Raw genomic sequence first — 24,107 nt, forward strand, 5'->3', positions numbered from 1 at the left:
CCTCGCCCGGATGGCCGAAGGCCATCACGCGGCGACATGCCCGGCCCGCTTCGACGAACTTTGACGTTGCAACTGGCAGCGGGCGAGGCATGCCTCGCCCCTACGAGCCCGATTACCGGATCAGATTCTCAATCGGCATAAATCCGCCGCTACAAAGCGCAAAGTCCGCCTGCGCGGACTCCCACCAGAAGATCCAGCCGCATAAACGAGCGTCGCTCTCGGCCGTTGCGGTTGAAGCCTCGCCGAGCGGAAGCTCGAGTTGCGACCGGAGGCGGGCGAGGCTTTCCGTGGTTCCAGCGGGCGGGTTCACCCGCTCGTGCCGTGCGGCGAGTCCTGCCCGGTCCGGTCCGTGGCGGACGCCCTCGCGCGGGGCGGCTCTCCGCATCTCTTTGCCGCCGTGCGCTTTGTCCACTTGGATCGCGCAAGCTGTTGCCACGGCGGGGCGAAGGGTATTAGATTCCGGCCCTCTCGCGCAGCACCGCAGCCCTCTCGCAGGCCTCCCCTCTCGCGTTTCGATGGCGTCCGAAGACACCCCGCTCATGCAGCAGTGGCGCGACGTGAAGGCGCACCACCCGGACGCGCTCGTCTTCTTCCGCGTCGGCGACTTCTACGAGCTGTTCAACGAGGACGCGGTGGAGGGGTCGAAGATCCTCGACCTCACCCTCACCTCGCGCAACAACGGCAGCTCGAAGGCGCCGCTGGCCGGCATCCCCGCGCACGCGCTGGACACGTACCTCCGCCGCCTGGTGGCCGCCGGGCGGCGCGTGGCCATCTGCGACCAGGTGGAGGACCCGGCGCTCGCCAGGGGGCTGGTGAAGCGGCAGGTCACCGAGATGGTGACGCCGGGCGCGGTGTTCAGCGACTCGCTGCTGGAGGCGCGGCGCAACAACTTCCTGGCGGCCATCGCGGGCGACGCGGGCGGCGAGGGGACGGTTGGGCTGGCGCTGGCCGACCTCACCACGGGGGAGATGAGCGTGCGCCGCGTGGCCTGGGAAGACCTCCCCGAGGAGCTGGGGGTGCACCAGCCGGCGGAGATCCTCCTGCCGCGCACCTGGGAGCTCTTCCCGATCGCCGGGGCGCCCGGGGTGACGCGCACCTACCGCGCGGACTGGCTCTTCGACCCGCGCGCGGCTGGGGAGGAGCTGGCCCGCCACTTCCGCGTGGCCAACCTCACCGGCTTCGGCTTCGAGGCGGGCGACGGGTCGCTGGCGGCGGCGTGCGGGGCGCTGGTGGCGTACCTGGCCGAGGTGCAGCCCGCCGGCTTCGGGGGCCTGCGCCCGCCCAGGATCGAGCGCCCCGGGCACGCCATGGCGCTGGACGAGATGACGCGCCGCAACCTGGAGCTGGTGGAATCGATCCGCGGCGGCGGGGGCGAGGGGACGCTGCTCTCGGTGCTGGACGAGGCGCTCACGCCGATGGGCGGCCGGCTGCTGCGCCGCTGGCTCCTGGCGCCGCTGGTGGAGGTGGCGGCCATCGACGCGCGGCTGGACGCGGTGGCGGAGCTGGTGGAGGATGCCGGGATGCGCCGCGACGTGCGCGACGCGCTGGCCGAGGTGCGCGACCTGGAGCGCCTGGCCGTGAAGGTCGGCGCGGGGCGCGCCACGCCGCGGGAGATGCTGGCGCTGGCGGCGTCGCTCGCTCGCGTCCCCCTGCTGCGCGCCGCGCTGGCCGACGCGCGCGCGCCGATGCTGCGGGGGCTGTTGGAGCGCCTGGAGCCGCTGGAGGAGGTGAAGGGCGCCGTGGAGCGGGCGGTGGACCCCGACGCGCCGGCCGTGGTGGCCGAGGGCGGGGTGATCCGCGCCGGGTACGACCGCGAGCTCGACGAGCTGCGCGGGGTGCGCGACGGAGCGGTGGAGTTCATCGCGGCGCTGCAGGCGCGCGAGCGGGAGCGCACCGGGATCGGCTCGCTCAAGGTGGGCTTCAACCGCGTCTTCGGCTACTACCTGGAGGTCACCCGCGCGCAGGCCGAGCGCGTCCCCGCCGACTACCACCGCAAGCAGACGCTGGCCAACGCGGAGCGCTACTACACGCCGGAGCTGAAGGAGTGGGAGGAGAAGGTCCTGGGCGCGGAGGAGAAGATCACCGCGCTGGAGGCCCGCCTCTTCGCGGAGCTCAGGACGGCGGTCGCCCGCGAGGTGCCGCGCGTGCAGGCGGTGGCGGAGCGCATCGCCACGCTGGACGTGCTGGCGGGGCTGGCGGAGGTGGCGGTGCGGCGCGAGTACGCGCGGCCCGAGGTGGACAACGGCTTCGCGCTGGAGGTGCGCGGCGGGCGCCACCCCGTGGTCGAGACGATGATGCCGCGCGAGGAGTTCATCCCCAACGACGTGCGGCTGGACCACGACGCGCGGGTGATGGTGCTCACCGGGCCCAACATGGCCGGCAAGTCGACGGTCCTGCGCCAGGTGGGGCTCGTGGTCCTGATGGCCCAGGCGGGCTCGTTCGTCCCCGCGCGCTTCGCGAAGGTGGGCGTCGTGGACCGGGTGTTCACGCGGGTGGGGGCGTCGGACAACCTGGCGCGGGGGCAGTCCACCTTCATGGTGGAGATGAACGAGACGGCGGCGATCCTGCACGGGGCCACCGCGCGCTCGCTGGTGCTGCTGGACGAGATCGGCCGCGGCACCTCCACCTGGGACGGGCTGAGCGTCGCCACCGCGACGACGGAGCACCTGCACGACGTGGTGGGGGCCAAGACGATCTTCGCCACGCACTACCACGAGATGACGCGGCTGGCCACGCGGCTGGCGGGGGTGGCCAACTTCAGCGTGGCCGTGCGCGAGGTGGGCGACGACATCGTCTTCCTGCGCCGCCTGGTGCCCGGCGGGGCGGACCGCTCGTACGGGGTGGAGGTGGCACGGCTGGCGGGGCTGCCCGAGAGCGTGGTGGAGCGGGCGCGCGAGATCCTGCGCGAGCTGGAGGCGGCCGCCGCGCCGGCGGAGGCGCACCGCCCGCGCGCGGAGCCGGTGGTGCAGCTGGGGCTCTTCGGGCCCGAGGCGCACCCGGTGGTGGAGCGCCTGCGCGGCGTGGACGTCAACTCGCTGACGCCGCTGCAGGCACTGGCGCTGCTGGCGGAGCTGGTGGAGGCGGCGCGATCGTGAAACCGGAGTCGTACTTCCACCGGTCGCTTGATCGGAAGGAGCGCCGACGGCTGCGTCGCGAGCGCATTCTGCGGTCTTACGACATCGCCGCGCAGGATCCGGATTTCCTGCGCGAGCGGGACGAGATCGTTCGTGCGTTCGACGCGACCATTGCGGACGGCTTGAGGTGAGATGGAACAGTACAGCCCCGCCGTCCAGTGGTCTGATGAGGACGATGCGTACATCGCCGTCTGCCCGGACCTCGGCGGAATATCCGCGTTCGGCGATACTCCGGCGGAAGCGCTCGCCGAGCTGGAGGTGGCCGTTCGGCTCGCGGTCGAAGCGTATCAGGAGAAAGGCTGGCCGCTGCCTCCCAGATTCGAATGGAAGGTGGCGCCAGGGAATATGCTCGACACGCCATCCACCAGAACGGGTGAGTAGATCCCTCGGGTCGCTACCGCTCCCCTCGGGATGACAACGGTTCGGGGCTGTAGCAGTTGAAGCCTCGCGGGGTTTGCGAGGCTTTCTGCCGTTGTAGCCGCGGCTTCAGCCGCCCGCGGCCCGGGCGGCGCACCGCCGCGAGGGGTGGCCCGGGTCCGGGTGCGTCGGTATCTTGCCGGGCTTCCGCCCCGCCCCGGGGGCTGGTAGACTTCACCGAGCGCAAAGCCCACGGAGCCGATGCCCCGACGCCGCACCCCGACCGCCGCCCTCCTGGCCGCGCTCGTCCTGCTCGCCGCCTGCGAGCGCGAGCCGGTGCCCGAGACGCCGCCCCGGCAGATCTCCCGGACGCCGTTCCAGTACCCCGAGGAGCTGTGGGACGCGCAGGTGGAGGGGGAGACCACGCTGCGGCTCTACATCAGCGAGCGCGGCACCGTGGACTCGGCGCGGGTGGAGCAGGGGAGCGGCTACCCGGCGTTCGACTCGGCCGCCCTGGCCGGGAGCCACGAGCTGCGCTTCCAGCCGGCCACGCGCGACGGCAGGCCCGTGGCCGCGTGGTTCCTCCTTCCCGTCAAGTTCGAGCTGGACCCGGCCGACACCACCGTGGTCCCCAAGCAGAGTCCATGAGCAGCGCCGAAAGCTCGCCCGACACCGCGGCCCGAATGCGCCACGAGAGGCCGTACGCCAGCATCGTGGAGACGATCGGGTGGACGCCGCTCGTCCGCCTGAACCGCCTGGCGCAGGGGATCCGCACCCCCGTCTACGGCAAGGCCGAGTTCATGAACCCGGGCGGGAGCCTCAAGGACCGCATCGGGCCCGCCATCATCGAGGCCGCCGAGCGCGAGGGGCGCCTCAAGCCCGGCGGCACCATCGTGGAGGGCACCAGCGGGAACACCGGGGTGGGGCTGGCGCTGGCCGCGGCGATCAGGGGGTACCGCTGCATCTTCACCCTCTCCGACAAGTTCAGCCAGGAGAAGGTGCGCCTCCTCAGGGCGTTCGGGGCCGAGGTGATCGTGACCTCGGCGGCGCTCCCGCCCGACCACCCCGACACCTACGTGAACCTGGCCAAGCGCATCGCCGAGGAGACCCCCAACGCCATCCTGGCCGACCAGTTCTACAACCAGGCCAACCCCGAGGCGCACTACCGCACCACCGGCCCCGAGATCTGGGAGCAGACGCAGGGGCGCGTCACCCACTTCGTCTCCGCGGCGGGGACGGGCGGCAACCTCACCGGCGTGGGCCGCTACCTGAAGGAGCGGAACCCGGCCGTGCGGGTGATCGGCGGCGACCCGGTGGGCTCGATCCTGCGCAACCTGGCCGAGACGGGCGAGAAGGGCGAGGGGGCGCCGTACAAGGTGGAGGGGATCGGGCAGGACAAGCTCCCGGGGACGCTGGACCTCGCGGTGGTCGACGAGTGGCGCTCGGTGGACGACCGCACCGCGATGACGCTGGCGCGTCGGCTCACCCGCGAGGAGGGGCTGTTCGTGGGCGGCTCGACGGGGCTGATCGCGCACGTGGCGCTGGAGGTGGCGCGCGAGGTGGACGACCCCGGGGCGTGCGTGGTGTTCCTCCTCTGCGACACCGGCGAGCGGTACCTGAGCAAGGTGTACAGCGACGAGTGGATGCGCGAGAACCGGCTGCTGGAGCCGGCGCGCGTCTCGGCGCTCGACGTGGTGCGCGGCAAGGCGGGCGACGCGCCGCCCCGGCTGGTGGCGGTGGCCCCCGAGACGCCGGTGCGCCAGGCGCTCTCGTTCATCACCCAGCACGACATCTCGCAGCTCCCCGTGGTGGCCGAGGGCGACTGCGTGGGGAGCGTGGCCGAGGCCAACCTGATGTCGCGGGTGCTGGAGGACACGGAGGTGCTCGACCAGTCGGTGCAGCACCTGATGGACCCGCCGCTGCCGGTGATCGACGCGCACGTGGACCTGCCGACCGTCACCCGGCTCCTGGCCAAGAACCCCGCCGTGCTGGTGCGGCAGGACGGCGTGCTGGGCGGGATCGTCACCCGGCACGACGTGCTGCGGTACGTGACGAACGGGGCGTGAGGGAAAGTGCACTTCCGCACCTGGTCCGGGGTCCGAAAGCGTCCGGTTTCCGGGGGGTGAACGCACGTTCCAACGCATTGCGGCGGCGCCATTTGCGCGCCGCCGCCGATGTTGGGGCCGGAGCGGCACGAATCCCTTTGATCCGCGTGGCGGAAGTGTTACATTGAGCGCGTCTCCGCGGTACGCTGCTACGCTATCATGGCGCACGCTCCGTCACCCGGCGGGGTCTCTCTCCCAACACCTTCCCCCAGAGGTATCTTGAAGAAACCACGTACGCAAACGGCGGCCCTGCTGCTGTGGGCGATGCTGCTGGCGCTGGGCGCCGCCGGCACCGCCCGGGCGCAGGGCGTCACCACGTCCGCCATCACCGGACGGGTGAGCACGGAGGCGGGGGAGCCGGCGGCGGGCGCGCAGGTGACGGCCACCAACACCGCCACCGGCGCCGTGTCGCGGGCCGTGACGCGCGGCGACGGCCGCTACCTGGTCCCGGGGCTCCAGCCCGGGACCTACAACATCGCGGCCACGCGGCTGGGCTCCACCACGGCGCGGCAGAACGGCGTGACGCTCACGCTGGGGCAGACCGCCGAGTTCAACTTCACGCTCGCGGCGGCCGCCGTGGCGCTGGAGGGGATCACGGCCACCGCCGAGCGGAACTCCGTGCTCTCGCGCGAGCACACGGGGGTGACGACCACGGTGAGCGACAGCACGCTGCGGCGCGCGCCCACCATCACCCGCGACCTGCAGGACTTCACCCGCCTGGTGCCGCAGATCGCGGTGGTGAACACCACCACCGGCGCGGTGAGCGCGGGCGGGCGCAACAACCGCTACAACCAGCTGCAGATCGACGGCACCGCCAGCAACGACCTCTTCGGCCTCTCGGCGAGCGGCGCCCCCAGCGGCCAGGCCGGCGGCAAGGCGATCACGCTGGAGGCGGTGCAGGAGTTCCAGGTGGTGCTGGCGCCCTTCGACGTGCGCCAGAACGGCTTCACCGGCGCCAGCGTGAACGCCATCACCAAGAGCGGGACCAACCGCTTCACCGGCACCATCTCGGCGTTCCACCGCAACGAGGGCCTCGCCGGGCGCTACCTCACCTCGGCCGACACCTTCTCCAGCTCGCTCGACGAGTTCAAGAACACCGAGATCGCCGGCTCGTTCGGCGGCCCGATCCTCCGCAACAAGGCGTTCTTCTTCTTCGCGGGCGAGCGCACCGACCGCTCGCAGCCGCCCAACTTCATCGCCGGCGACAACCCGGCGCTGGGGGTGACGTCCGCGCAGGCCGAGCAGGTGCGCGCCTTCCTGGAGTCGCTGGGCTACGACGCGGGCGGGGTCTCGGGGCGCACCATCGAGCGGGGGAGCACCAACCTGTTCGGCCGGCTCGACGTGAACCTGTCGCAGAACAACCGGCTGACGCTGCGCCACAACTTCATCGACGGCGCACGCGACGACTTCGCGAGCGGCTCGCGCTCGTACTACCTGTCGAACGCCGGCTACTCGCAGGTCAACACCACCAACAGCACCCTGCTGCAGCTGAACTCCGGCTTCGGCGGCGGGTTCTTCAACGAGCTGCGCGTGGGGTGGAACCGGGTGCGCGACCACCGCGACTTCGAGGGCGACCCCTTCCCGCGCGTGGCGGTGACGGTGGCCTCGGGGACGGTGGTGAACGCGGGGACGGAGAACTTCTCCGGGCGCAACGAGCTGGACCAGGACGCGCTGGAGATCACCAACGACCTGATGTTCTCGCTGGGGTCGCACAACCTCACGGTGGGCACCAACAACGAGTTCTCCAAGTTCCGCAACCTGTTCGTCCGCAACCCGTTCGGCACCTACACCTTCCAGTCGTTCGCCGACCTGCAGGCCGGGCGGGCGTCGCGCTACGAGTTCAGCTACCTGGTCCCCGACGTGGACCCCGCCACCCCGGGCGACCAGCCGGGCGAGCCCGAGGCGCGCTTCAAGGTGAACCGGTACTCGCTGTACGCGCAGGACCGCTGGGACGCGAGCGACAACCTGCAGCTCACCTTCGGGCTGCGCCTCGAGCGGCCCACGCTCCCCGAGGACCCGGTCTACAACCCGGCCGTCGAGAACCTGTACGGCCGCCGCACCGACAAGGTGGCCAGCGGCTACACGCTGGTGAACCCGCGCTTCGGCTTCAACTGGGACATCACCGGTGACGGGACCACCCAGCTGCGCGGCGGCGGCGGCACCTTCAGCGGCCGCACCCCGTTCGTGTGGATCTCCAACGCCTACGGCAACACGGGGCTGGAGTACGTCCGCTTCACCTGCGACCGCACCAACACCAACAACAACGACGACCCGCCGCCGTTCGTTACCGACCCCACCGCCCAGCCGCGCGGCTGCGTGACCTCGGCGGGCGTGCCGGTTCCCCCGTCGGCGGCCCCCAACGAGATCAACCTGATCAACCCGAGCTTCAAGATGCCGCAGGTGGCCCGCTTCGCGCTGGGCATCGACCGGCAGCTGCCGTTCGGGCTGGTGGGCACGCTGGAGGGGCTCTACACCCGGACCATCCACGACGTGCTGTACCAGAACCTGCGCGTGCAGCCCGACTCGCTGGGCCGCACGGTGGAGGGGCGCCCGCGCTACCAGACGCGCGGCAACACCCCGGGGCTCGGCGACGTGATCGACATCACCAACACCGACAAGGGGTACGCGTACAACCTCACGGCGCAGGTGCAGCGCCCGTTCCGCGACGGGTGGGACTTCTCGCTGGCGTACACGTTCAGCCGCTCGCGCGACGTGAACCCGGTGACGTCGAGCCAGGCGATCTCGAACTGGCGCTTCAACCTCACCCAGGACGACCCCAACAACCCGGGGCTCGGGGTGGCGGACAACGACATCCCGCACCGCATCGTGGGCCAGGTGTCGCGCCGGCTGAACTGGTGGCGGCGCGGCCCCACCGACCTGTCGCTGGTGTACATCGGCCAGAGCGGGCAGCCCTACTCGTACCGGTACAACGACGACATCAACTTCGACGGCAGCTTCGGCAACGACCTGCTGTACGTGCCGCGCGACGTCAACGACATCCGCTTCCTGACGGGCGTCGTGGCGGGGCAGACGGTCACCCCGCTGCAGTCGTGGCAGAACCTGAACGACTTCATCAACCGGGTGGAGTGCCTGCGCGAGAACCGCGGCCAGGTGCTGGAGCGCAACTCCTGCCGCACGCCGTGGCAGAGCCGCTTCGACTTCCGCCTGGCGCAGAACCTCACGCCCACGCGGGGGTCCACGCTGCAGGTGACGCTCGACATCCTGAACGTGGCCAACCTGCTCAACAACGAGTGGGGGCTCAGCCAGTTCATCGGCAACCAGGCCGAGAGCCTGCTGGCCCTGGCCACGGGCACGGGGGTGAACAACCAGCCCGACGCCAACGGCCGCCGCCTGTACCGGGCGTTCGGCGAGCGGCAGGACATCTTCACCACCTCGAACCTGGACTCGCGCTACCAGATCCAGCTCGGGGTGCGGTACCTGTTCCAGTAAGCCGCTTTCGCGGTTCGGACGTGGCGGAGGGCGGGCAGCGATGCCCGCCCTCCGTCTTTTAGTGCGAGAGTGCGAGAGTGCGAAGTGCTTCAATCGCAGTTTACTTTCGCACTTTCGCACTCAGCACTTTCGCACTGCGTTTCCGGGCGTGTCCCTCCGCTGCGCTCCGGGCCGGGCTGCGCGCGCGGTAGGGCACGATACGACTGTGCCCAACCGCGCCGGGCCACCGCCGCGACGATACCCCGTGTCGCGGCGGCGTCCCGGCCCTGTCGGGCGCGCATCCCTCACGCGGATTTCGTTGCGCGGAGCGCCTTGGGTCGTAGGGGCGAGCATGCGAGTCCGAGCACAGGTGGCATCGGCGCAAGAGGCTGCCTACCGCGCATGGACTGGGCATCCGCCGGGCGAGGCATGCCTCGCCCCTACGAGGATCCCGCTCCCGCACCGGCCGTGAAGTCCACCCTCTCCCGAAGTCGGGAGAGGGTTGCCGCTCCAAGGCGGCGGGTGAGGGCCCCGCCGCCGCGCCGGTCCACGCACTCACGCACCGGGGTTCGGCCGCTTGCCGATCGGGCGGCGCGGCGGCATGTTGGCGCCGCGGCGGGAGGGACGTCCACGGCACGAGGAGCGATGAAGCCGTTCCTGATCGGGATCGCGGGGGGAAGCGGGTCGGGGAAGACCACCGTGGCGCGGCGGCTCTACGAGTCGCTGCACCTGGACTCGGCGGCGTTCCTGGACCACGACGCGTACTACAGGGAGCTGGGGCACCTCTCGCTCCAGGAGCGGGCGCAGATCAACTTCGACCACCCCGACTCGCTCGACAACGACCTGTTCGTGGAGCACCTGCGGCGGCTGATCGCGCGCGAGCCGATCGAGAAGCCGGTGTACGACTTCACCGCGCACACCCGCGCCCCCGAGACCGTGCGCGTGGAGCCGCGCGACGTGGTGCTGGTGGACGGCATCCTCCTCTTCGCCGAGCCGCGCCTGCGCGAGCTGTTCGACCTCAAGATCTTCGTCGACACCGAGGCCGACGTGCGCTTCATCCGCCGCCTGAAGCGCGACATCAAGAAGCGCGGGCGCGCCCTGGACGCGGTGATCGACCAGTACCTGACCACCGTGCGCCCCATGCACTTCGAGTTCGTGGAGCCCTCCAAGCGCTGGGCCGACATCATCCTCCCGCGCGGCGGCCAGAACACCGCGGGGATCGAGGTGATCGCCGCCAGCATCCGCGAGCGGCTGGCCGCCAAGGCGCGCTCCGAGCCGCCCGCGGCGGTGGTGGGGTGAGGTGGCGCGGCGCCGCCGGCCAACCCTTCCCGCGGCCCCGGCGTCGAACGGCACGCCGGCCGGCGCCGCGCCCGCGGCGCCCACCGCCCCCTTCGACCCTGGAAAGGTCCCGTGCCTCCTCGCCCGCTCTCCCGCCGCCGCGCGGCGCTCGCCGCGGCGGTCCTGGCGCTCGCTCCCGCCCGCGGCGGGGCGCAGCCGTCCACGCGGGCCGACTCGCTCCCGCTGCACCTGTTCGCCTACGACCGCTCGGCGCCGCTGGAGCTCAGCGACTCGGTGATCGGCTCGCGGGACGGCGTCGCCATCCACGCCGTCTCTTTCGTGAGCCCCCGGGGCGGGCGCGCCACGGGGCGGCTGTTCGTCCCCCCGGGGGCGGGGCCGTTCGCGGGGGTGGTGCTGGCGCACGGGATGCCCGGCAGCGCCGAGGCGTTCACCGGGCGCGGCGTCTACATCGCCCGCCACGGGGCGGTGGTGATCGCCATCGACGCGCCGTGGGCGCGGCGCGGCGGGCCGCCGCTCTCCTTCACTCCCGCCGACAGCGCCGACCAGGTGCAGCTCATCGTGGACCTGCAGCGCGCGGTGGACGTGCTGCTGGCGCGGCCGGACGTGGACCCGGAGCGGCTGGCCTACGTGGGGCGCAGCTACGGCGGGGCCATGGGCGCGCTGCTGGCCGGCGTGGAGCGGCGGCTGAAGACGTACGTGCTGGCGGTGGCCGACGCCGGGCTGGTGGCGCACATGGTGGAGGGGAGCGGCGAAGACCCGCCGCAGGGCGCGCCGGAAGAGCAGTGGCGGCGCTGGCTGGCCGCGATGAAGCCGATCGAGCCGGTCCGCTTCGTGGGGCGGGCCGCGCCGGCCTCGCTCTTCTTCCAGTCGGCGCTCCGCGACCGCGCCGTGGCGCGCGACGACGCCGAGGCCGTGCAGACGGCCGCCAGCGAGCCCAGGACGGTGAAGTGGTACGACACCGACCACCCGCTGAACGCCGAGGCCCACGTGGACCAGCTCCGCTGGCTGCACGAGCACGTCGGCACCACGGCGCCCGGGCCCCGCGACCAGGCCGGGCCGGAGATCCCGCCCCCTCCCGCGCCGCGGCGGCGGCCCTGAGGCGCGCTCCGCCGGGGTGAGGCGAGGGAGGCGCGGAGCGCCGGAACGCGCCTTCTCCGTTCCGTCGCTGGCGCGTTTGATGCGGCCGGCGGAGGGCGCGTCCGCCGCCCGCCTTCCGTGGCCGCGGCGGGCGCGGGGAGCCTGCCCCGCATCCACCCGGAACCCCCCGGAGGCCCCGATGCAGAAGCTGTCGCTGAACGTGGAGACGCTGCGCGTGGAGTCGTTCGACGCGTTGCCGGTGGCGGAATTCCTCGACGTCGTCGAAATGACCCGCCCGGCGCTCTGCGACAACTTCACCATCGTCGGTCCGCGCTGTCCGTAGTCCTTCCGGAGGACGATCGGACCGGATTGCCCCGCGCCCGCTGGTCCGCGTGCGCGGGGAGCCGCCCCGCATCCACCCCGAACCCCTGGAGGCCCCGATGCAGAAGCTGTCGCTGAACGTGGAGACGCTGCGCGTGCAGACGTTCGTCGTGTCGCCGGAGACCCTGGTCGCGGTCGAAATGACCCGCCCGCAGGTCTGTGACCCCTTCACCCTGAGGTGCTGAGGGCCTTCCGCGACGCGGTCGGCCGCGTCCGCGCCCGGAGCGCGCCGGAGTCCATGCGGCTCCGGGTGACGGACGGCGGGTTCGCGCTCCACCGCCCCGGCGGGCCGCCCGCAGCGGTCGAGTGGGCGTCGGTGGAGCGGATCGTGGCCTGCAAGCGCGACCTGCTCACCGAAGACCGGGTCTGCCTGGACTTCGAGCTGCGGGGCGCGGACTTCGCCTTCACCATCCACGAAGACGTCCCCGGGTTCCCCGACGTGGCCGCGGCGATGGCGCGCCGCTTCCCGCTGCGCGACCCGGACTGGCTCGCCCACGTGAGGCTCCCGCCGTTCGCGCCGAACGTGGCGGTGATCTACGAGGCTCCCGGGCCGGGTGGTCCGTAGGGGCGAGGCGTGCCTCAGGCAGGCCTCAGGCAGGCCTCGGCCCTGCGGTGCGTCGTTCCAGCGGGCGACGTGCGTGAGGGATGCGCGCCCGGAGGGCGCAGCCCGGCCCGGAGCGCAGCGGAGGGACACGCCCGAACCGCGGTGCGACGTGCGAAGGGCCGGCTCTCCATGCGGGAGCCGGCCCTTCGATCGTGAGCGGGGGCGACGCTCACACCGGCGCGGCGGCGAGGGAGTCGATCTCCTCCCTGACCTTCTCGATCAGCTGCAGCTTCTCGGGGCGGTGCAGGAAGGCGCTGTCGAAGCTCATCAGCGTGATGTCCACCAGCTCGTCCCAGGTGAAGCCCAGGTGCCGGTGCGCCCGCCAGTACTCCTCGGTCACCGTGGTGGCGCTCATCAGCCGGTTGTCGGTGTTGAGGGAGAGCACGAGCCCCTGGTCGTAGTACAGCCGCACGGGGTGCGTGTCGAAGCCCTGCACCGCGCGCGTCTGCACGTTGCTGGTCAGGCAGATCTCCAGCGGGATGCGGAAGTCGTTGATGAAGCGCATCAGGTCGGGGTCTTCGAAGAGCCGCGTCCCGTGGCCGATGCGGTTGGCCCGGCAGTAGTGCAGCGCCTGGTGGATGCTCTCGGGCCCGTACGCCTCGCCAGCGTGGATGGTGGCCGCCATGTTCTTGTTGATGACGGTGTAGAAGGCGTCCTTGTGCTTCTTGGCCGGGTAGTTGTACTCGGCGCCCGCCAGGTCGAACGCCACCACGCCGCGGTCCTTGTACGCCACCGTGAGGTCCGCCAGGTCGCGCGAGGTGGCGGGCTCCATGTTGCGGATCCCGCAGATGATGATGGCCGTCCTGATCCCGAACTCGGCCTCGGCGCGGCGCAGGCCCCTGAGCGGCGCGTCGACCGCCTCGGTGAGCGGGAGCCCGTCGCGCGTGTTCAGGATCGGCGAGTAGCGGATCTCGGCGTAGCGGACGTTCTCGGCGGCCAGGTCCTCGGCCAGCTCGTAGGCGATCCTCTCCAGGGCGTCGGCGGTCTGCATCACCGACAGGGTGATCTCGAAGCGCGCCAGGTACTCCACCAGGTTGCGCGCGTCCTGCACGTGCATGTAGTCGGCCAGGTGCGCGGGGTCGTGCGCGGGCATCTTCTTCCCGTACTCGGCCGCCAGCTCCAGCATGGTCTCGGGGCGCAGGGACCCGTCCAGGTGCACGTGCAGCTCGGCCTTGGGCAGCCGGTGCAGCAGCTCTCGCGTGACTTCCATCGTAGGCTCGCGGTGGGGCGTGGATTCTCCCGGGTACGCGAACGGGTGGCGCGCCCGTGAGGCACGCCACCCGTGTCGGGACGGTCTCGCCCGCCGACCCGGTGGGATATTCTACCAGCCGATCCCGCGGCGCGCCAGTTCCTCGCGCGAGAGCTTGATCCCGTGCTTGCGCGCCTCCACCAGCTCGCGGTTCTCGAAGAGCTTCACCAGCACCAGCCCCGCCACGAAGCCGCCCACGTGCGCCCACACCGCCACGCCGCCCCCCTCGCCGGCCTCGGGGCCGAAGGTGGCGGCGCCCATCAGCAGCTGCAGGACGAACCAGTAGCCCAGGAAGAAGAGCGCGCGCAGGTTCACCACGAAGAGCGGGGGGATCCAGGTCTGCACGCGGGCGTGCGGGTAGAGCAGGACGTAGGCGCCCATGATGCCGCTGATGGCGCCGCTGGCGCCCACCATCGGCAGCTGGCTGCCGGGGCTCAGGTACACGTGCGCGAGCGCGGCCGCCACCCCGCAGAGGAGGTAGAAGAGCAGGAAGCGCGCGTGCCCCATCGAGTCTTCGATGTTGTTCCCGAACACCCACAGGAACAGCATGTTGCCGATGATGTGCTCCCAGCTCCCGTGCATGAACATCGAGGTGACGAGCGCGCCCCAGCGCAGTCCCTCCACCGGGCAGGCACCGGTCAGCTCGCACGGCCTGGCGCCGTAGCTGACCACCGAGGCCTCCAGCGCCGCCTCGCTGCCGCCGCCCTGCACCAGGAGCCAGACGGCGGCGTTCACGGCGATCAGCAGCACGGTGACGACCGGCGTGAGCTCGGTGGGGTTCTCGTCGCGAAGCGGGATCACGGGCGCTCCCGGGGTAGGGGTCGGGGCCGAATCGTGGGGCCGCCCGGCGCGGGGCGCAAGGGCGGAGCCGCGCGCACTACGCTCCGGCAACCCGCGCGGATTCGTCCGGCCGGTCCGGCGCGGCTACTCCGGGCGGATGAGGGAGAGGCGGACCTTGTGCTCGGAGAGCGTCACCACCAGGGTGTCGCCCGGGCGCACCTGCTCCAGCGGCTGTGCGTCGATGAACTCGCAGAACGGCTCGCCGCCCACCTGCACGTCGGCCTGGTAGCCGCGGGCGTAGGCCACGCGCTCGCCGGGGCGGTCCTTCGCGTTGCTGCGCAGGTACACGCCGCGGTCGTTCGCCAGCCACAGGCCCGGGGGCGCGCCGGTGCCGGGGTGGTCGACGTCGCCCGGCAGCTCGGCATGGTCGGCGTGGAGGTCGACGCCGGCGGCCACGTAGCGCTGCGCCTCGGTCATCAGGCGCTCCCCGGCCGCGCGCGACTCTTCCACCAGCGCGCGCACCTCCGCGCCGTCGAACTCGTACCGCTGCTCCATCGCTCCCCTCCCGAATTCCGTTCCCGGCCGGACTCCGCTTCGTGGACGACGCGAGATGGGTGCCGGATTCCGCGAGCGCGCCGAGAAAGAATGAACAGCCTGGCCTCACGCAGAGTCAGCAGAGTTAGCAGAGAACCCCTTGTCGTCCTCTGCTAACTCTGCTGACTCTGCGTGAGAAAATGCGGTATCAGTCCCACCGTCACCGACCGGGGGCGCTGCTGCCCGCCGTGATTTCGCGCTCTCGCCTGCGCAAGCTGACGCGCGCGGAACACACCGTCCGCGTTGGATGATCCGCGGGGGCGGTGAGCGTTGCACAGGCAGCCGAGCGGGACGGCAGCCGCGGCGTCGAGCACGCTGTGACGATGAGGAGACTACTTCGAGAACTGCTCGGGGGTCGTCGCGATCTGAGGAAAATCCTTCAGTATGCGGCTGTCCGAGGTAACCAGCGGCACCCCCAGCTCTTCGGCCAGCGCCACGAACTCGCAGTCGTACGCCGAGCACGTGGAGCGGCGCACCAGGTCGAGCACGCGCGGCGTTCGGCTGGCGAACTCCCGCCCGTCGACCAGCGCCTCGGCTTGCTGGAAGGCATCGAGCGCTTCGTTGATCGGGAGCAACCCCTTGCGCAGGTAGAGCGCGAGGACGTTGCGAAACTCGCTGCGCCACAGGAGCGGGACCCACCACTCGGGGTCCCGCTTCAGGACTGCTTCCGCGGCTGGCGTGTGGGGACCCGGCAAGAAGAGGTAGACGAGCAGGTTGGTGTCCGCGACGATCACGGCCGCCCCTCGTCGCGGGCGGCGCGCAGGTCCTCATCGTCGACGAACAGGCCGCCCATCCGGCCGCGCAACTCACGGGCGCGCGCGAGGACGCTGGCAGCATCGACGGAAGTGCCCCGCAGCGCGCGCTCGAGACACACGATCGCCTCGCTGTTGATGCTGCGCCGGTTCCGCTCGGCGCTCGTCTTGAGCTGCTCGTACAACGCGTCGGGTACGTTCTTGAGTGTCATCGTGGCCATCGTAGCGCACCTCCGTGCATCCAAAATGGAATCAAAACGGAAGCTACCAGGTGCGCGCGATCCGGTCAAGCGTCGGGGGGAGGCGTCAGCCTTCGAGCGGAGAGATCTTGCGGCGCGCGCTCCAGAGGAGCCGCGAGCGGTGGGGCGCCAGCGTGGGCGCCGCCTTCCAGGGGATGCGGCGGCCGAACGAGCGCACGGGGTGGGAGAGGAGCTGGCTGACGGGCGTCTCGTGGACGAACCAGCCGCCGGGCGCCAGGACGCGGGCGATCTCCGCCAGCGCGGCTTCCGGGCGCGAGATGTGGTAGCAGGTGCCGAAGTCGATCACCACGTCGAACGAGGCGTCCGGGAGCGGCATCGCCCGCATGTCTTCTTCAAGCAGGTCGGCCGCGACCCCCTGCGCGTCCAGGTGCCGGCGCGCCTCCGCGAGCGCCTCGCCGTCGACGTCCAGCCCCACCAGCCGCGACGGCGCGCAGAGCCGGGCGAGCGGCCCCAGCGCGAACCCCTGCCCGCAGCCGACCTCCAGCATCCGCCCGCCGCGCGGCAGCCCGAGCGCCCGCACCAGCGCGGGCACCTCGAGCAGCTCCTGCATGAGGTTGCGCCGCGCGACGCTGGCGAACGGCTGGTACCGCTCCGGCGGAAGGGTCGTCTGCTGCATGGATCCCTCCGGGTGCGAGGGAAGAGAGGCTGTCGAGTAGAACCGCGCGAGCCGGGCGGATTCGGACCGACCCGGGTGCGGGGAGGGATTTCAGGAGATCATACCACTTTGCAGAGGATCTTTTGCGTAGCGGATCTCAAGAATCTCACACGGAGAAACAGAGAAGCAGAGGTTCTCTGTTCCTCTGTTTCTCTGTGTGATCCTGATCAGTTCGGAACCAGCACGACGTTCGGCAACGTGGTATCACACGGATATCCCGGCCGGTCGGCGCGCGGGCGGCCTGCGTGAGCGGCTAACGGAGCGCCCGGATGCAGAGGAAGAACATCGCCAGTGCGATCACGCCGGCCACCGCGGCGTTGAACCACTCGCCCTCCAGGAGCATCCGCACCGTGATGTAGCTGAAGAGGAGCCCGAACAGGCCTCCGGCCACGGCACGAAGCATCGCGCCCTTACCCCTCCGCCTTCCCCAGCGCGGCGGGCGGCACCGAGCGGCCCACCAGCCCGGCGAGGGCGACGATGGTGAGCAGGTAGGGGATCATCGCCACGAACTGCGAGGGGATCGCCTGCATCCCCTGCAGCTGGATCTGCAGCGTCTCGGCCGCGGCGAAGAAGAGGCAGGCGATGCCGGCGCGCACCGGGTCCCACCGCCCGAAGATCACCGCCGCCAGGGCGATGAAGCCGCGCCCCGCCGTCATCTGGTCGGTGAACTGGTGCTGGTCGAGCGCCAGGTACACGCCCCCCAGCGACGCCAGCACCCCCGAGAGCGCCACCGCCAGGTAGCGCACCCGCGCCACCGGCACGCCCACCGACGTGGCCGCCAGCGGGTGCTCGCCCACGGCCCGCACGCGGAGTCCGAAGGGGGTGCGGTAGACCAGCCACCCCATCACCGGCACCAGCGCCAGGCCGATCCACACCAGCGGGTTCGCCACCAGCGCCCCCACCCCCGAACCCGCCCCCTCGCCCCCGAAGCCCGGGACGCGCGGGGAGTTCGACGAGCTGTCGAAGGCCAGGTGCAGGAAGAACCTCGTCAGCCCGACGACCAGGAGGTTGATGGCGATGCCGACTACGATCTGGTCCGCCCTGTAGCGGATCGACGCCACGGCGTGCAGCAGGCCCATCACCAGCCCGCCGGCCACGCCGCAGAGCACGCCCACCCAGGCGCTGCCGCTGTAGTAGCTCCCCAGCGCCGCGCAGAACGCCCCGGAGAGCATGAAGCCCTCCAGCGTGAGCGACACCACGCCCGCGCGCTCGGCGACGACCCCGCCCGACGCGGCGAACAGGTAGGGGATGGCGATGCGGACCGTCTGCAGGAGGAAGGCGATCACGCGGCCCTCCTCTCGCGCAGGAGCCGGCGCACCTCGGGGACCGAGACGGCCACGGCCAGGATCACCACGCCCTGCAGCACCTCCACCATCTGCTTGGGCACCACCGCGTTGATGGCCAGGCCGCCCTGCGAGAGGGTGGCGAAGAAGAGCGCCGCCAGCACCACGCCCACGGGGTCGTTGCGCCCCACCAGCGCCACGGCGATCCCCAGGAACCCGGCGCCGCCCGCGAAGCCGTCCTCGTAGTAGAGCTTGTAGCCGAGCACGTAGTTCACCCCGCCGAGCCCCGCCAGCGCGCCGGAGAGCGCCATCGCCCGCAGCCACACGCGGCCCACCTTCACCCCGCCGTACTCGGCCGCCTCGGGCTGCAGCCCCACCGCGCGCAGCTCGTAGCCGCGCCGCGTGCGGTACAGGTACCACCACGCCGCGGCCGCCGCCACGAGCGCCAGCAGGATCGTCCAGTTGGCCGCCGAGCCGGTGAAGGGCCCGCCCAGGCGGGGGACGGCGCCGGCGTGGATCTCGGGGGTGTGCAGCGTCTCGGGGACGTGCAGGTGCGCCGCGACGACGTAGTTCAAGAGCGCCAGCACGACGAAGTTGAGCATGATGGTGACGATCACCTCGTGCGCGCCGAAGCGGGCCTTGAGCGCCCCCGGCACCGCGCCCACCATCCCCCCGCCCAGCGCCGCGGCCAGGATGCAGAGCGGGACCGCGAAGACGGCCGGCGTCCCCTCCGGGAGCACCAGCCCCAGCAGCGCCGCCGCGAAGCCGCCCGCCGCCAGCTGCCCCTCCGCGCCGATGTTGAAGAGCCCCGCGCGCAGAGCGAGGGCGACGGCTAGGCCGGTGAAGGCGAGCGTCGTCGCCTTGTACAGCACCTGGCCGAAGCCGTAGGCGTTCCCCCAGGTCCCCTCCAGCAGCAGCCCGTACACCTCGGCGGGCGACTGGCCGAAGGAGAGGATCAGCACGTCGCCCACCACCATCGCCGCCAGCACGGCCACCAGCGGGGGAAGGAGCGACTCCTCCAGCCGCGTCTTCCAGGCGCCGGCGGCCGCGGAGCGGCGCGCGGCGGGCGGCCCGGTCTCGGGCGCGCGGGTCTCCACGGCGGTGCTCACGCGGCCTCCTGGCGCGCGGCGCCGGTCATGTAGGGCCCCAGCACCTCCTCGCTGGCCCCGGCGCGCGGGAGCACCGCGGCGAAGCGGCCGGCGTACATCACCGCCACGCGGTCGGCCAGCGCCAGCACCTCGTTGAGCTCGGCGGAGACCAGGAGCACCGCCTTGCCGGCGTCGCGCGCGGCACGCAGGCGGTCGTGGATCAGCTCCACGGCGCCCACGTCCACCCCGCGCGTGGGCTGGGCGGCCAGCAGCACGGTGAAGTCGCGCGCCATCTCCCGCGCCACCACCACCTTCTGCTGGTTGCCGCCGGAGAGGGCGCGCGCGGGGAGCGCGGGGTCGGGCGGGCGCACGTCGTAGGCGTGCACCTGCTCCTCGGCGTTGCGCTCGATGCTGGCGCGGTCGAGCGAGAACGTCTTCGCGAAGCGGTGCTGGCGGCCCAGGATCAGGTTGTCGGCCAGCGAGTAGTCCAGCAGCAGGCCCCGGCGGTGGCGGTCCTCGGGGACGTGGCTGAGCCCCGCGTCGCCGCGCGCGCGCACGTCCGTCCCGGTCACGTCCGTCCCGCCGAGCCGGATCGTCCCGGAGACGGGCTCCACCAGCCCGGCGATCGCCTCGATCAGCTCCGTCTGCCCGTTCCCCTCCACCCCGGCGATCCCCAGGATCTCGCCCGGCGCCACGGTGAAGCTCACCCCGTCCACCGCCCGCGGCCGGCCGTGGGCGGAGACCACCAGGTCGCGCACCTCCAGCGCGGGGGGTGCTTCAGGGATGTCGCGCGGGACGTACGCCGTCTCTTCCGCGAACGCGGCCAGCGCCACGTCGCGCCCCACCATCGCCCGCGCGATCGCGGCCGGGGTGGTGTCGGCGGTGCGGATGCGGTCGACCGTGCGGCCGGCGCGCATCACCGTGATGTGGTCGGAGACCTCCATCACCTCGTCGAGCCGGTGGGTGATGAGGACGACCGTCGCGCCCTCGGCCCGCAGTCCCCGCAGCACCTTCCACAGCTCCTGCACCTCGGGGGGCGAGAGGACGGCGGTGGGCTCGTCCAGGATCAGCACCTTGGCGCCGCGGTAGAGCGCCTTGAGGATCTCCACCCGCTGCGCCTCGCCCACGGAGAGGCGCGAGACCTGGCGCCCGGCGTCCACCGCGAGGCCCGTCCGGCGGGAGAGTTCCTCGACGTCGCGCCGCGCCTTCTCGCGGTCGAGGACCAGGCCGCGCTTCGGCTCGGTCCCCAGGATCAGGTTCTCGGCCACGGAGAGGGTGGGCACGAGCATGAAGTGCTGGTGCACCATCCCCACCCCGGCGGCGATGGCGCGGGCCGTGTCCCACCCGGTGACGTCCCCGCCGAACACCTCCACGGTGCCGGCGTCGGGGGCGTACATCCCGCTCAGGATGCGCATCAGCGTGGACTTGCCGGCGCCGTTCTCGCCCACCAGGGCGTGGATCTCGCCGGCGCCCACTTCCAGGCTCGCCCCGCGGTTGGCCAGCACCGGGCCGAACGACTTCTCGATCCCGGCCATCCGGATCACGGGGGCGCCTGCGGGGGCGGTGTCTGTCACGGTCGCTCGGGCGAGGGGGAGGGGTAGGGGAGGGGGCTAGCGGGTGCTGGGCACCTGGATGCGGCCGGCGATGATCTCCTGCTCGAGCTGCCGCACGCGCTGGATGACGGGGTCGGGGATCAGCGCCCGGTTGTTCTGGTCGTACACGTAGCGGACGCCGCCCTCCTTGAGGCCGAACTCGTAGACGCCGCCGCGGAAGGTGCCGTCGCGCACGCGCCGCACCGCGTCGAACACCGCGTTGTCGACGCCCTTCACCATCGAGGTGAGCACGTAGCCCGGCGCCTCGGCGTACTGGTCGGCGTCCACGCCGATGGCCTTCTTCCCCGTGGCGCGCGCGGCCTCGAAGACGCCGAGGCCGGTGGAGCCCGAGGCGTGGAAGATGACGTCGACCCCGGAGTTGTACTGGCTGAGCGCCAGCTCCTTCCCCTTCCCCGGGTTGCGGAACGCCTCGGGCGTTACGCCCGCGTACTGCGCGACCACGCGGCAGTCGGGGCACACCTGCCTGACGCCGGCGCGGTAGCCCGCCTCGAACTTGTGGATGAGGGGGATGTCCATCCCGCCGACGAAGCCGACCTCCTTCGTCTTCGAGGTCAGCGCGGCGATGGCGCCCACCAGGAAGGAGCCCTGCTCCTCGCGGAACTTGAGCGCGGCCAGGTTGGGCGGCGGGGGGATGACGTTGCCCGCCTCGTCGGTCTGCAGCGCGTAGTCGACGCCCGCGAAGTGGACGTCCGGGTACTCCTTGGCGAGCGCGGTGAGGTCGTCGGTGAAGATGAAGCCGACGCCGACGACGAGGTCCATCCCCTGCGCGGCGAGGAGCCTGAGCCCCGCCTCGCGGTCGGACCCTTCGCCGGGCTCCACCAGGCGGACGTTGGCGCCCAGCTCGCGCGCGGCGCGCAGGGCGCCCGCGTAGGCGCCGTCGTTGAAGCTCTTGTCGCCGCGGCCGCCCACGTCGAAGACGATGCCGACGTCGAGGCCGCTGCCGTCGCTCTCGGCGCGGACGCCGCCGGGGCGGACGAAGAGGAGGGCGGCGTGCGCGGCCAGGAGCACGCCAATCACGATGAGGAGCTTGCGCATGGGGCTATAGAATCGTTCGGCTCCCGCCTGCCGTCAAGCAAACCGCTTCCCTGAGACCAGCTCCCGCGCTTCTCCCCGATATCGTCAACTGCAGGGCCTCACACAGAGGACACAGAGGGCACAGAGAACAAAAGGCCTCACGCAGAGGGAGCAGAGGCAGCAGAGGAAAACCAGACGAGCGAAGTGTTCTCTGCTAACTCTGCTGACTCTGCGTGAGACATGCAGTTCCTCTGTGTTCTCTGTGTCCTCTGTGTGAGCCCAGGCAGTTTGTCGGTTCGTCAATTCGCCGAGGCGGAGTCGGGGTCCTGGAGGAGGAGCACGCCGCGCTCGAAGTCGAGCGTCACGCGGAAGGAGCGCAGGAAGTTGAGGCCCAGGAGCCCGTCCGTCTCCAGCCCCACCGAGCGGACGTGGCGCAGGTCGAGCGCGCAGGCCACCATCTCCTCCGCCCGCGCCGCGCCGATGCGCAGCGAGTCGATCTCCACGATGCGCACCTGCCCCGCCATCCCCACCCCCGCGCCGACGCCGACCTGGCCGCGCTTCTCGGGGAGGCCCAGGCTGTCGGCGAGCGCCTGGTCGATGCAGGTGAAGGTGGCGCCGGTGTCCAGGATGAAATCGAACGGCCCCTTTCCGTTGACGTGGACGGGGACGGTGAGCGCCGCGCCGCCCGGCCCCTCCAGTGTGAAGCCGATCTCGCCCGCCGCGCTGTCCGGCGGCGCCTGCACGCGCTCCGGCCGCCCCGAGCCCCCCAGGCACCCCTCCAGCACCGCCGCCGCCGCGAGCAGTGCGAGACAACGCGCGGGAACGCGCACCGGCCCACCTCCCTGTCAGGGGTTCGGAAGCGAGGCGGCAATTCGCGGACCCCGAGCCAGATCCGGCAAAAAGATTTGTCTCACGCAGAGTCAGCAGAGTCAGCAGAGTCAGCAGAGAACACACCGCACTCGTGGTTTTCCTCTGCTACCTCTGCTTCCTCTGCGTGAGGCTTTGATGTTTTTTGATCCACCGGAAAAGAAGAGAGCCGGTCCCGAAGCTCGGGACCGGCTCTCTCTGCCGATCGATGATCCGCCGGGGCGGCGCTCAGCTCTGCTGGTGGGCGCGGCCGGACTGCACCAGGCGCTGGCGGGCGGTGTTGCCCGGCACGGCGATGTGCGTGGCCGGGTCGTACTCCTTGCCCACGGCGGGGCTGCCCTGCGGCACCCAGATCTGCGTGACCGTGTAGCTGTAGCCCTGCGGGATGTAGCGCACGTAGTAGCCGTCGGGGTGCAGGCTCCAGCGGCCGCTGGGCACCTGGCGGCTCCCCTCGCCCAGCGGGGCCATCCCGGCGAGGACCGCCACGCGCTCCATCTGCTCGAAGGTGGTGCCCGGCTGGGTCAGCATCTGCCGGAGCTGCGCCTCGGCCTGCACGATCTGCCTCACCAGCGGCGGCAGGCTGTTGGTGGCCTGGTCGAGCGCCGGCCCGGGGACGAAGTCCAGCGCCGTGCGGTTGAGCGAGGCCAGCTGGCGCGGCGTCAGCAGCCGCGAGGCGGTCGCCTTGTGCTCGGTGCTGAGGTCCTCGAACTTGGCGCGGGCGATGATGGCCCACAGCAGCGTCTGCACGTCGTGCTGGTGGATCTCGGGGTGGTTCACCGAGTTGCGCAGGATGGTCATCACCGCGTCCTCGGCGGGGCCCTTGGTGGGGGCGAAGATGTACCCGTCGCCGCCGCCGGGGCCGTGCGTGCCGGCCTTCAGGCAGTAGCTCTGGGTGTGCATCTCGTAGTAGCCCGGCTGCAGCACGAAGCCGCCGTTCGGCGTGCGCTGCAGCTGGAGCATGGAGCGCTTGGCCTCGCGCGGCGTGAAGTTGTCGAGCGAGTCCACCGCCCAGCGCGCGTCGGGGAGGCTGGTGGTGATCGGCGGGTCGCCCCGCAGCACCGCGTCCAGGTTCATGCGCCCGGCCGCCCGCCCGATGGCGCGGCCGATGCCGCCGATCTGCGCGTTCGCGCCGTCGGCGTAGACGCCGCCCAGCACCAGCGTGGCGGCCACGAGTCCGAAGGTACGTCGGGACATCAGGTTGGACATGGAAGCCTCACGGAGTGGGGACTGCGGAGGGAGTCTCGGCAAACCGCCGAGGCCATTCATGTTACAAGGGTTTCGCGATCCACGCCAGCCCTCACCTGTTTCCGCCGCCTTTCGGTCCGGACGACGGCGGGGAACGGGGGACAGGGTACGGGGACAGCCGGCACATCGGTCCCGACCCATGCACCGGAGCGTAAAGTCCACCCTCTCCCGAAGTTGGGAGAGGGTTGCCGCTCCCAGGCGGCGGGTGAGGGCCCCCGCGCCGACGCATGTCGGCGCGCGCGGGACCATCTCGTTGCGCCGCAAGCACTAACAGAAGAATCTGGACGCTCCTTCTGTTTCGGCTTATCTTTGGTGCCCCGT

General features: G+C 71.7%; 24 protein-coding genes. 11 read left to right on the forward strand and 13 right to left on the reverse strand.

Going from position 1 to position 24,107, the window contains the following annotated elements; all coding sequences use genetic code 11:
• Nucleotides 1–515 precede the first annotated feature (515 nt).
• The 11 genes from mutS (at nt 516) to VF746_01800 (ending at nt 12,347) form a co-directional block, all read left to right on the forward strand.
• Entirely contained in the window at nt 516–3,095 is a 2,580-nt protein-coding gene (mutS, locus tag VF746_01750; protein HEX8691137.1) for a DNA mismatch repair protein MutS, read from the forward strand.
• Nucleotides 3,092–3,265, forward strand: a complete 174-nt coding sequence (locus VF746_01755; protein ID HEX8691138.1) for a hypothetical protein — start codon at nt 3,092–3,094, stop codon at nt 3,263–3,265. Before mutS ends, VF746_01755 begins: the two co-directional genes overlap by 4 nt.
• A gap of 1 nt (nt 3,266) precedes the next feature.
• Nucleotides 3,267–3,515, forward strand: a complete 249-nt coding sequence (locus tag VF746_01760) for a type II toxin-antitoxin system HicB family antitoxin (protein ID HEX8691139.1) — start codon at nt 3,267–3,269, stop codon at nt 3,513–3,515.
• Between the two features lie 237 nt (nt 3,516–3,752).
• Nucleotides 3,753–4,139 (forward strand): energy transducer TonB, encoded by a 387-nt coding sequence (locus VF746_01765; protein ID HEX8691140.1) that lies wholly within the window; start codon nt 3,753–3,755, stop codon nt 4,137–4,139.
• Nucleotides 4,136–5,557: a pyridoxal-phosphate dependent enzyme gene (locus VF746_01770; GenBank protein ID HEX8691141.1), complete on the forward strand. Its 1,422-nt coding sequence runs from the start codon at nt 4,136–4,138 to the stop codon at nt 5,555–5,557. Before VF746_01765 ends, VF746_01770 begins: the two co-directional genes overlap by 4 nt.
• A 258-nt stretch (nt 5,558–5,815) precedes the next feature.
• Nucleotides 5,816–9,046 carry a carboxypeptidase regulatory-like domain-containing protein gene (locus VF746_01775; protein HEX8691142.1) on the forward strand — a complete coding sequence of 1,077 codons (3,231 nt, stop codon included), beginning with the start codon at nt 5,816–5,818 and terminating at the stop codon, nt 9,044–9,046.
• 624 nt (nt 9,047–9,670) lie between these two features.
• Nucleotides 9,671–10,324, forward strand: a complete 654-nt coding sequence (udk, locus tag VF746_01780) for a uridine kinase (GenBank protein HEX8691143.1) — start codon at nt 9,671–9,673, stop codon at nt 10,322–10,324.
• A 111-nt stretch (nt 10,325–10,435) separates the two neighbouring features.
• Nucleotides 10,436–11,422 carry a prolyl oligopeptidase family serine peptidase gene (locus VF746_01785; GenBank protein HEX8691144.1) on the forward strand — a complete coding sequence of 329 codons (987 nt, stop codon included), beginning with the start codon at nt 10,436–10,438 and terminating at the stop codon, nt 11,420–11,422.
• A 178-nt stretch (nt 11,423–11,600) separates the two neighbouring features.
• Complete coding sequence (locus tag VF746_01790; GenBank protein ID HEX8691145.1) at nt 11,601–11,744, forward strand: hypothetical protein; 144 nt, start codon at nt 11,601–11,603, stop codon at nt 11,742–11,744.
• A 97-nt stretch (nt 11,745–11,841) separates the two neighbouring features.
• Entirely contained in the window at nt 11,842–11,967 is a 126-nt protein-coding gene (locus tag VF746_01795; protein ID HEX8691146.1) for a hypothetical protein, read from the forward strand.
• Nucleotides 11,961–12,347: a hypothetical protein gene (locus VF746_01800; protein HEX8691147.1), complete on the forward strand. Its 387-nt coding sequence runs from the start codon at nt 11,961–11,963 to the stop codon at nt 12,345–12,347. The genes VF746_01795 and VF746_01800 overlap by 7 nt, the downstream gene beginning before the upstream one ends.
• Nucleotides 12,348–12,555: 208 nt before the next feature.
• Here the strand turns inward: VF746_01800 and add are convergent, their stop codons facing one another.
• The 13 genes from add to VF746_01865 form a co-directional block, all read right to left on the reverse strand.
• Nucleotides 12,556–13,596, reverse strand: coding sequence for an adenosine deaminase (gene add / locus VF746_01805; GenBank protein ID HEX8691148.1), 1,041 nt, complete (start codon nt 13,594–13,596; stop codon nt 12,556–12,558).
• Nucleotides 13,597–13,707: 111 nt separating this feature from the next.
• Entirely contained in the window at nt 13,708–14,436 is a 729-nt protein-coding gene (locus VF746_01810; GenBank protein ID HEX8691149.1) for a rhomboid family intramembrane serine protease, read from the reverse strand.
• A gap of 123 nt (nt 14,437–14,559) precedes the next feature.
• Nucleotides 14,560–14,970: a DUF3085 domain-containing protein gene (locus VF746_01815; GenBank protein HEX8691150.1), complete on the reverse strand. Its 411-nt coding sequence runs from the start codon at nt 14,968–14,970 to the stop codon at nt 14,560–14,562.
• Nucleotides 14,971–15,341: 371 nt separating this feature from the next.
• A complete protein-coding gene (locus VF746_01820; protein ID HEX8691151.1) occupies nt 15,342–15,743 on the reverse strand; it encodes a type II toxin-antitoxin system VapC family toxin in 402 nt (133 codons plus the stop codon).
• Nucleotides 15,740–15,982 (reverse strand): Arc family DNA-binding protein, encoded by a 243-nt coding sequence (locus VF746_01825; protein HEX8691152.1) that lies wholly within the window; start codon nt 15,980–15,982, stop codon nt 15,740–15,742. Before VF746_01825 ends, VF746_01820 begins: the two co-directional genes overlap by 4 nt.
• A gap of 85 nt (nt 15,983–16,067) precedes the next feature.
• Entirely contained in the window at nt 16,068–16,637 is a 570-nt protein-coding gene (locus VF746_01830) for a class I SAM-dependent methyltransferase (protein ID HEX8691153.1), read from the reverse strand.
• A gap of 292 nt (nt 16,638–16,929) precedes the next feature.
• Nucleotides 16,930–17,079: a hypothetical protein gene (locus tag VF746_01835; GenBank protein HEX8691154.1), complete on the reverse strand. Its 150-nt coding sequence runs from the start codon at nt 17,077–17,079 to the stop codon at nt 16,930–16,932.
• A 7-nt stretch (nt 17,080–17,086) separates the two neighbouring features.
• Complete coding sequence (locus VF746_01840; protein HEX8691155.1) at nt 17,087–17,962, reverse strand: ABC transporter permease; 876 nt, start codon at nt 17,960–17,962, stop codon at nt 17,087–17,089.
• Nucleotides 17,959–19,068: an ABC transporter permease gene (locus tag VF746_01845; GenBank protein HEX8691156.1), complete on the reverse strand. Its 1,110-nt coding sequence runs from the start codon at nt 19,066–19,068 to the stop codon at nt 17,959–17,961. Before VF746_01845 ends, VF746_01840 begins: the two co-directional genes overlap by 4 nt.
• Nucleotides 19,065–20,621, reverse strand: a complete 1,557-nt coding sequence (locus VF746_01850) for an ABC transporter ATP-binding protein (protein HEX8691157.1) — start codon at nt 20,619–20,621, stop codon at nt 19,065–19,067. Before VF746_01850 ends, VF746_01845 begins: the two co-directional genes overlap by 4 nt.
• 36 nt (nt 20,622–20,657) lie before the next feature.
• Nucleotides 20,658–21,695, reverse strand: coding sequence for a BMP family ABC transporter substrate-binding protein (locus VF746_01855; protein ID HEX8691158.1), 1,038 nt, complete (start codon nt 21,693–21,695; stop codon nt 20,658–20,660).
• Between the two features lie 278 nt (nt 21,696–21,973).
• Complete coding sequence (locus VF746_01860; GenBank protein HEX8691159.1) at nt 21,974–22,504, reverse strand: retropepsin-like aspartic protease; 531 nt, start codon at nt 22,502–22,504, stop codon at nt 21,974–21,976.
• Between the two features lie 265 nt (nt 22,505–22,769).
• On the reverse strand, nt 22,770–23,747 hold the full coding sequence (locus VF746_01865) for a hypothetical protein (protein ID HEX8691160.1): 978 nt from the start codon (nt 23,745–23,747) through the stop codon (nt 22,770–22,772).
• Nucleotides 23,748–24,107 lie beyond the last annotated feature (360 nt).

The sequence above is a fragment of the Longimicrobium sp. genome (assembly GCA_036389795.1).
In the GTDB taxonomy this organism is placed as follows: Bacteria; Gemmatimonadota; Gemmatimonadetes; order Longimicrobiales; family Longimicrobiaceae; genus Longimicrobium.

Excerpts from the sequence above, each read along its gene's own strand:
- VF746_01815 (HEX8691150.1), bottom strand. The coding sequence starts at position 14,970 with ATGGAGCAGCGGTACGAGTTCGACGGCGCGGAGGTGCGCGCGCTGGTG.
- VF746_01855 (HEX8691158.1), bottom strand. The coding sequence starts at position 21,695 with ATGCGCAAGCTCCTCATCGTGATTGGCGTGCTCCTGGCCGCGCACGCC.
- VF746_01770 (HEX8691141.1), top strand. The coding sequence starts at position 4,136 with ATGAGCAGCGCCGAAAGCTCGCCCGACACCGCGGCCCGAATGCGCCAC.
- mutS (HEX8691137.1), top strand. The coding sequence starts at position 516 with ATGGCGTCCGAAGACACCCCGCTCATGCAGCAGTGGCGCGACGTGAAG.
- VF746_01825 (HEX8691152.1), bottom strand. The coding sequence starts at position 15,982 with ATGGCCACGATGACACTCAAGAACGTACCCGACGCGTTGTACGAGCAG.
- VF746_01835 (HEX8691154.1), bottom strand. The coding sequence starts at position 17,079 with ATGCTTCGTGCCGTGGCCGGAGGCCTGTTCGGGCTCCTCTTCAGCTAC.
- udk (HEX8691143.1), top strand. The coding sequence starts at position 9,671 with ATGAAGCCGTTCCTGATCGGGATCGCGGGGGGAAGCGGGTCGGGGAAG.
- VF746_01790 (HEX8691145.1), top strand. The coding sequence starts at position 11,601 with ATGCAGAAGCTGTCGCTGAACGTGGAGACGCTGCGCGTGGAGTCGTTC.
- add (HEX8691148.1), bottom strand. The coding sequence starts at position 13,596 with ATGGAAGTCACGCGAGAGCTGCTGCACCGGCTGCCCAAGGCCGAGCTG.
- VF746_01795 (HEX8691146.1), top strand. The coding sequence starts at position 11,842 with ATGCAGAAGCTGTCGCTGAACGTGGAGACGCTGCGCGTGCAGACGTTC.
- VF746_01830 (HEX8691153.1), bottom strand. The coding sequence starts at position 16,637 with ATGCAGCAGACGACCCTTCCGCCGGAGCGGTACCAGCCGTTCGCCAGC.
- VF746_01865 (HEX8691160.1), bottom strand. The coding sequence starts at position 23,747 with ATGTCCAACCTGATGTCCCGACGTACCTTCGGACTCGTGGCCGCCACG.
- VF746_01760 (HEX8691139.1), top strand. The coding sequence starts at position 3,267 with ATGGAACAGTACAGCCCCGCCGTCCAGTGGTCTGATGAGGACGATGCG.
- VF746_01765 (HEX8691140.1), top strand. The coding sequence starts at position 3,753 with ATGCCCCGACGCCGCACCCCGACCGCCGCCCTCCTGGCCGCGCTCGTC.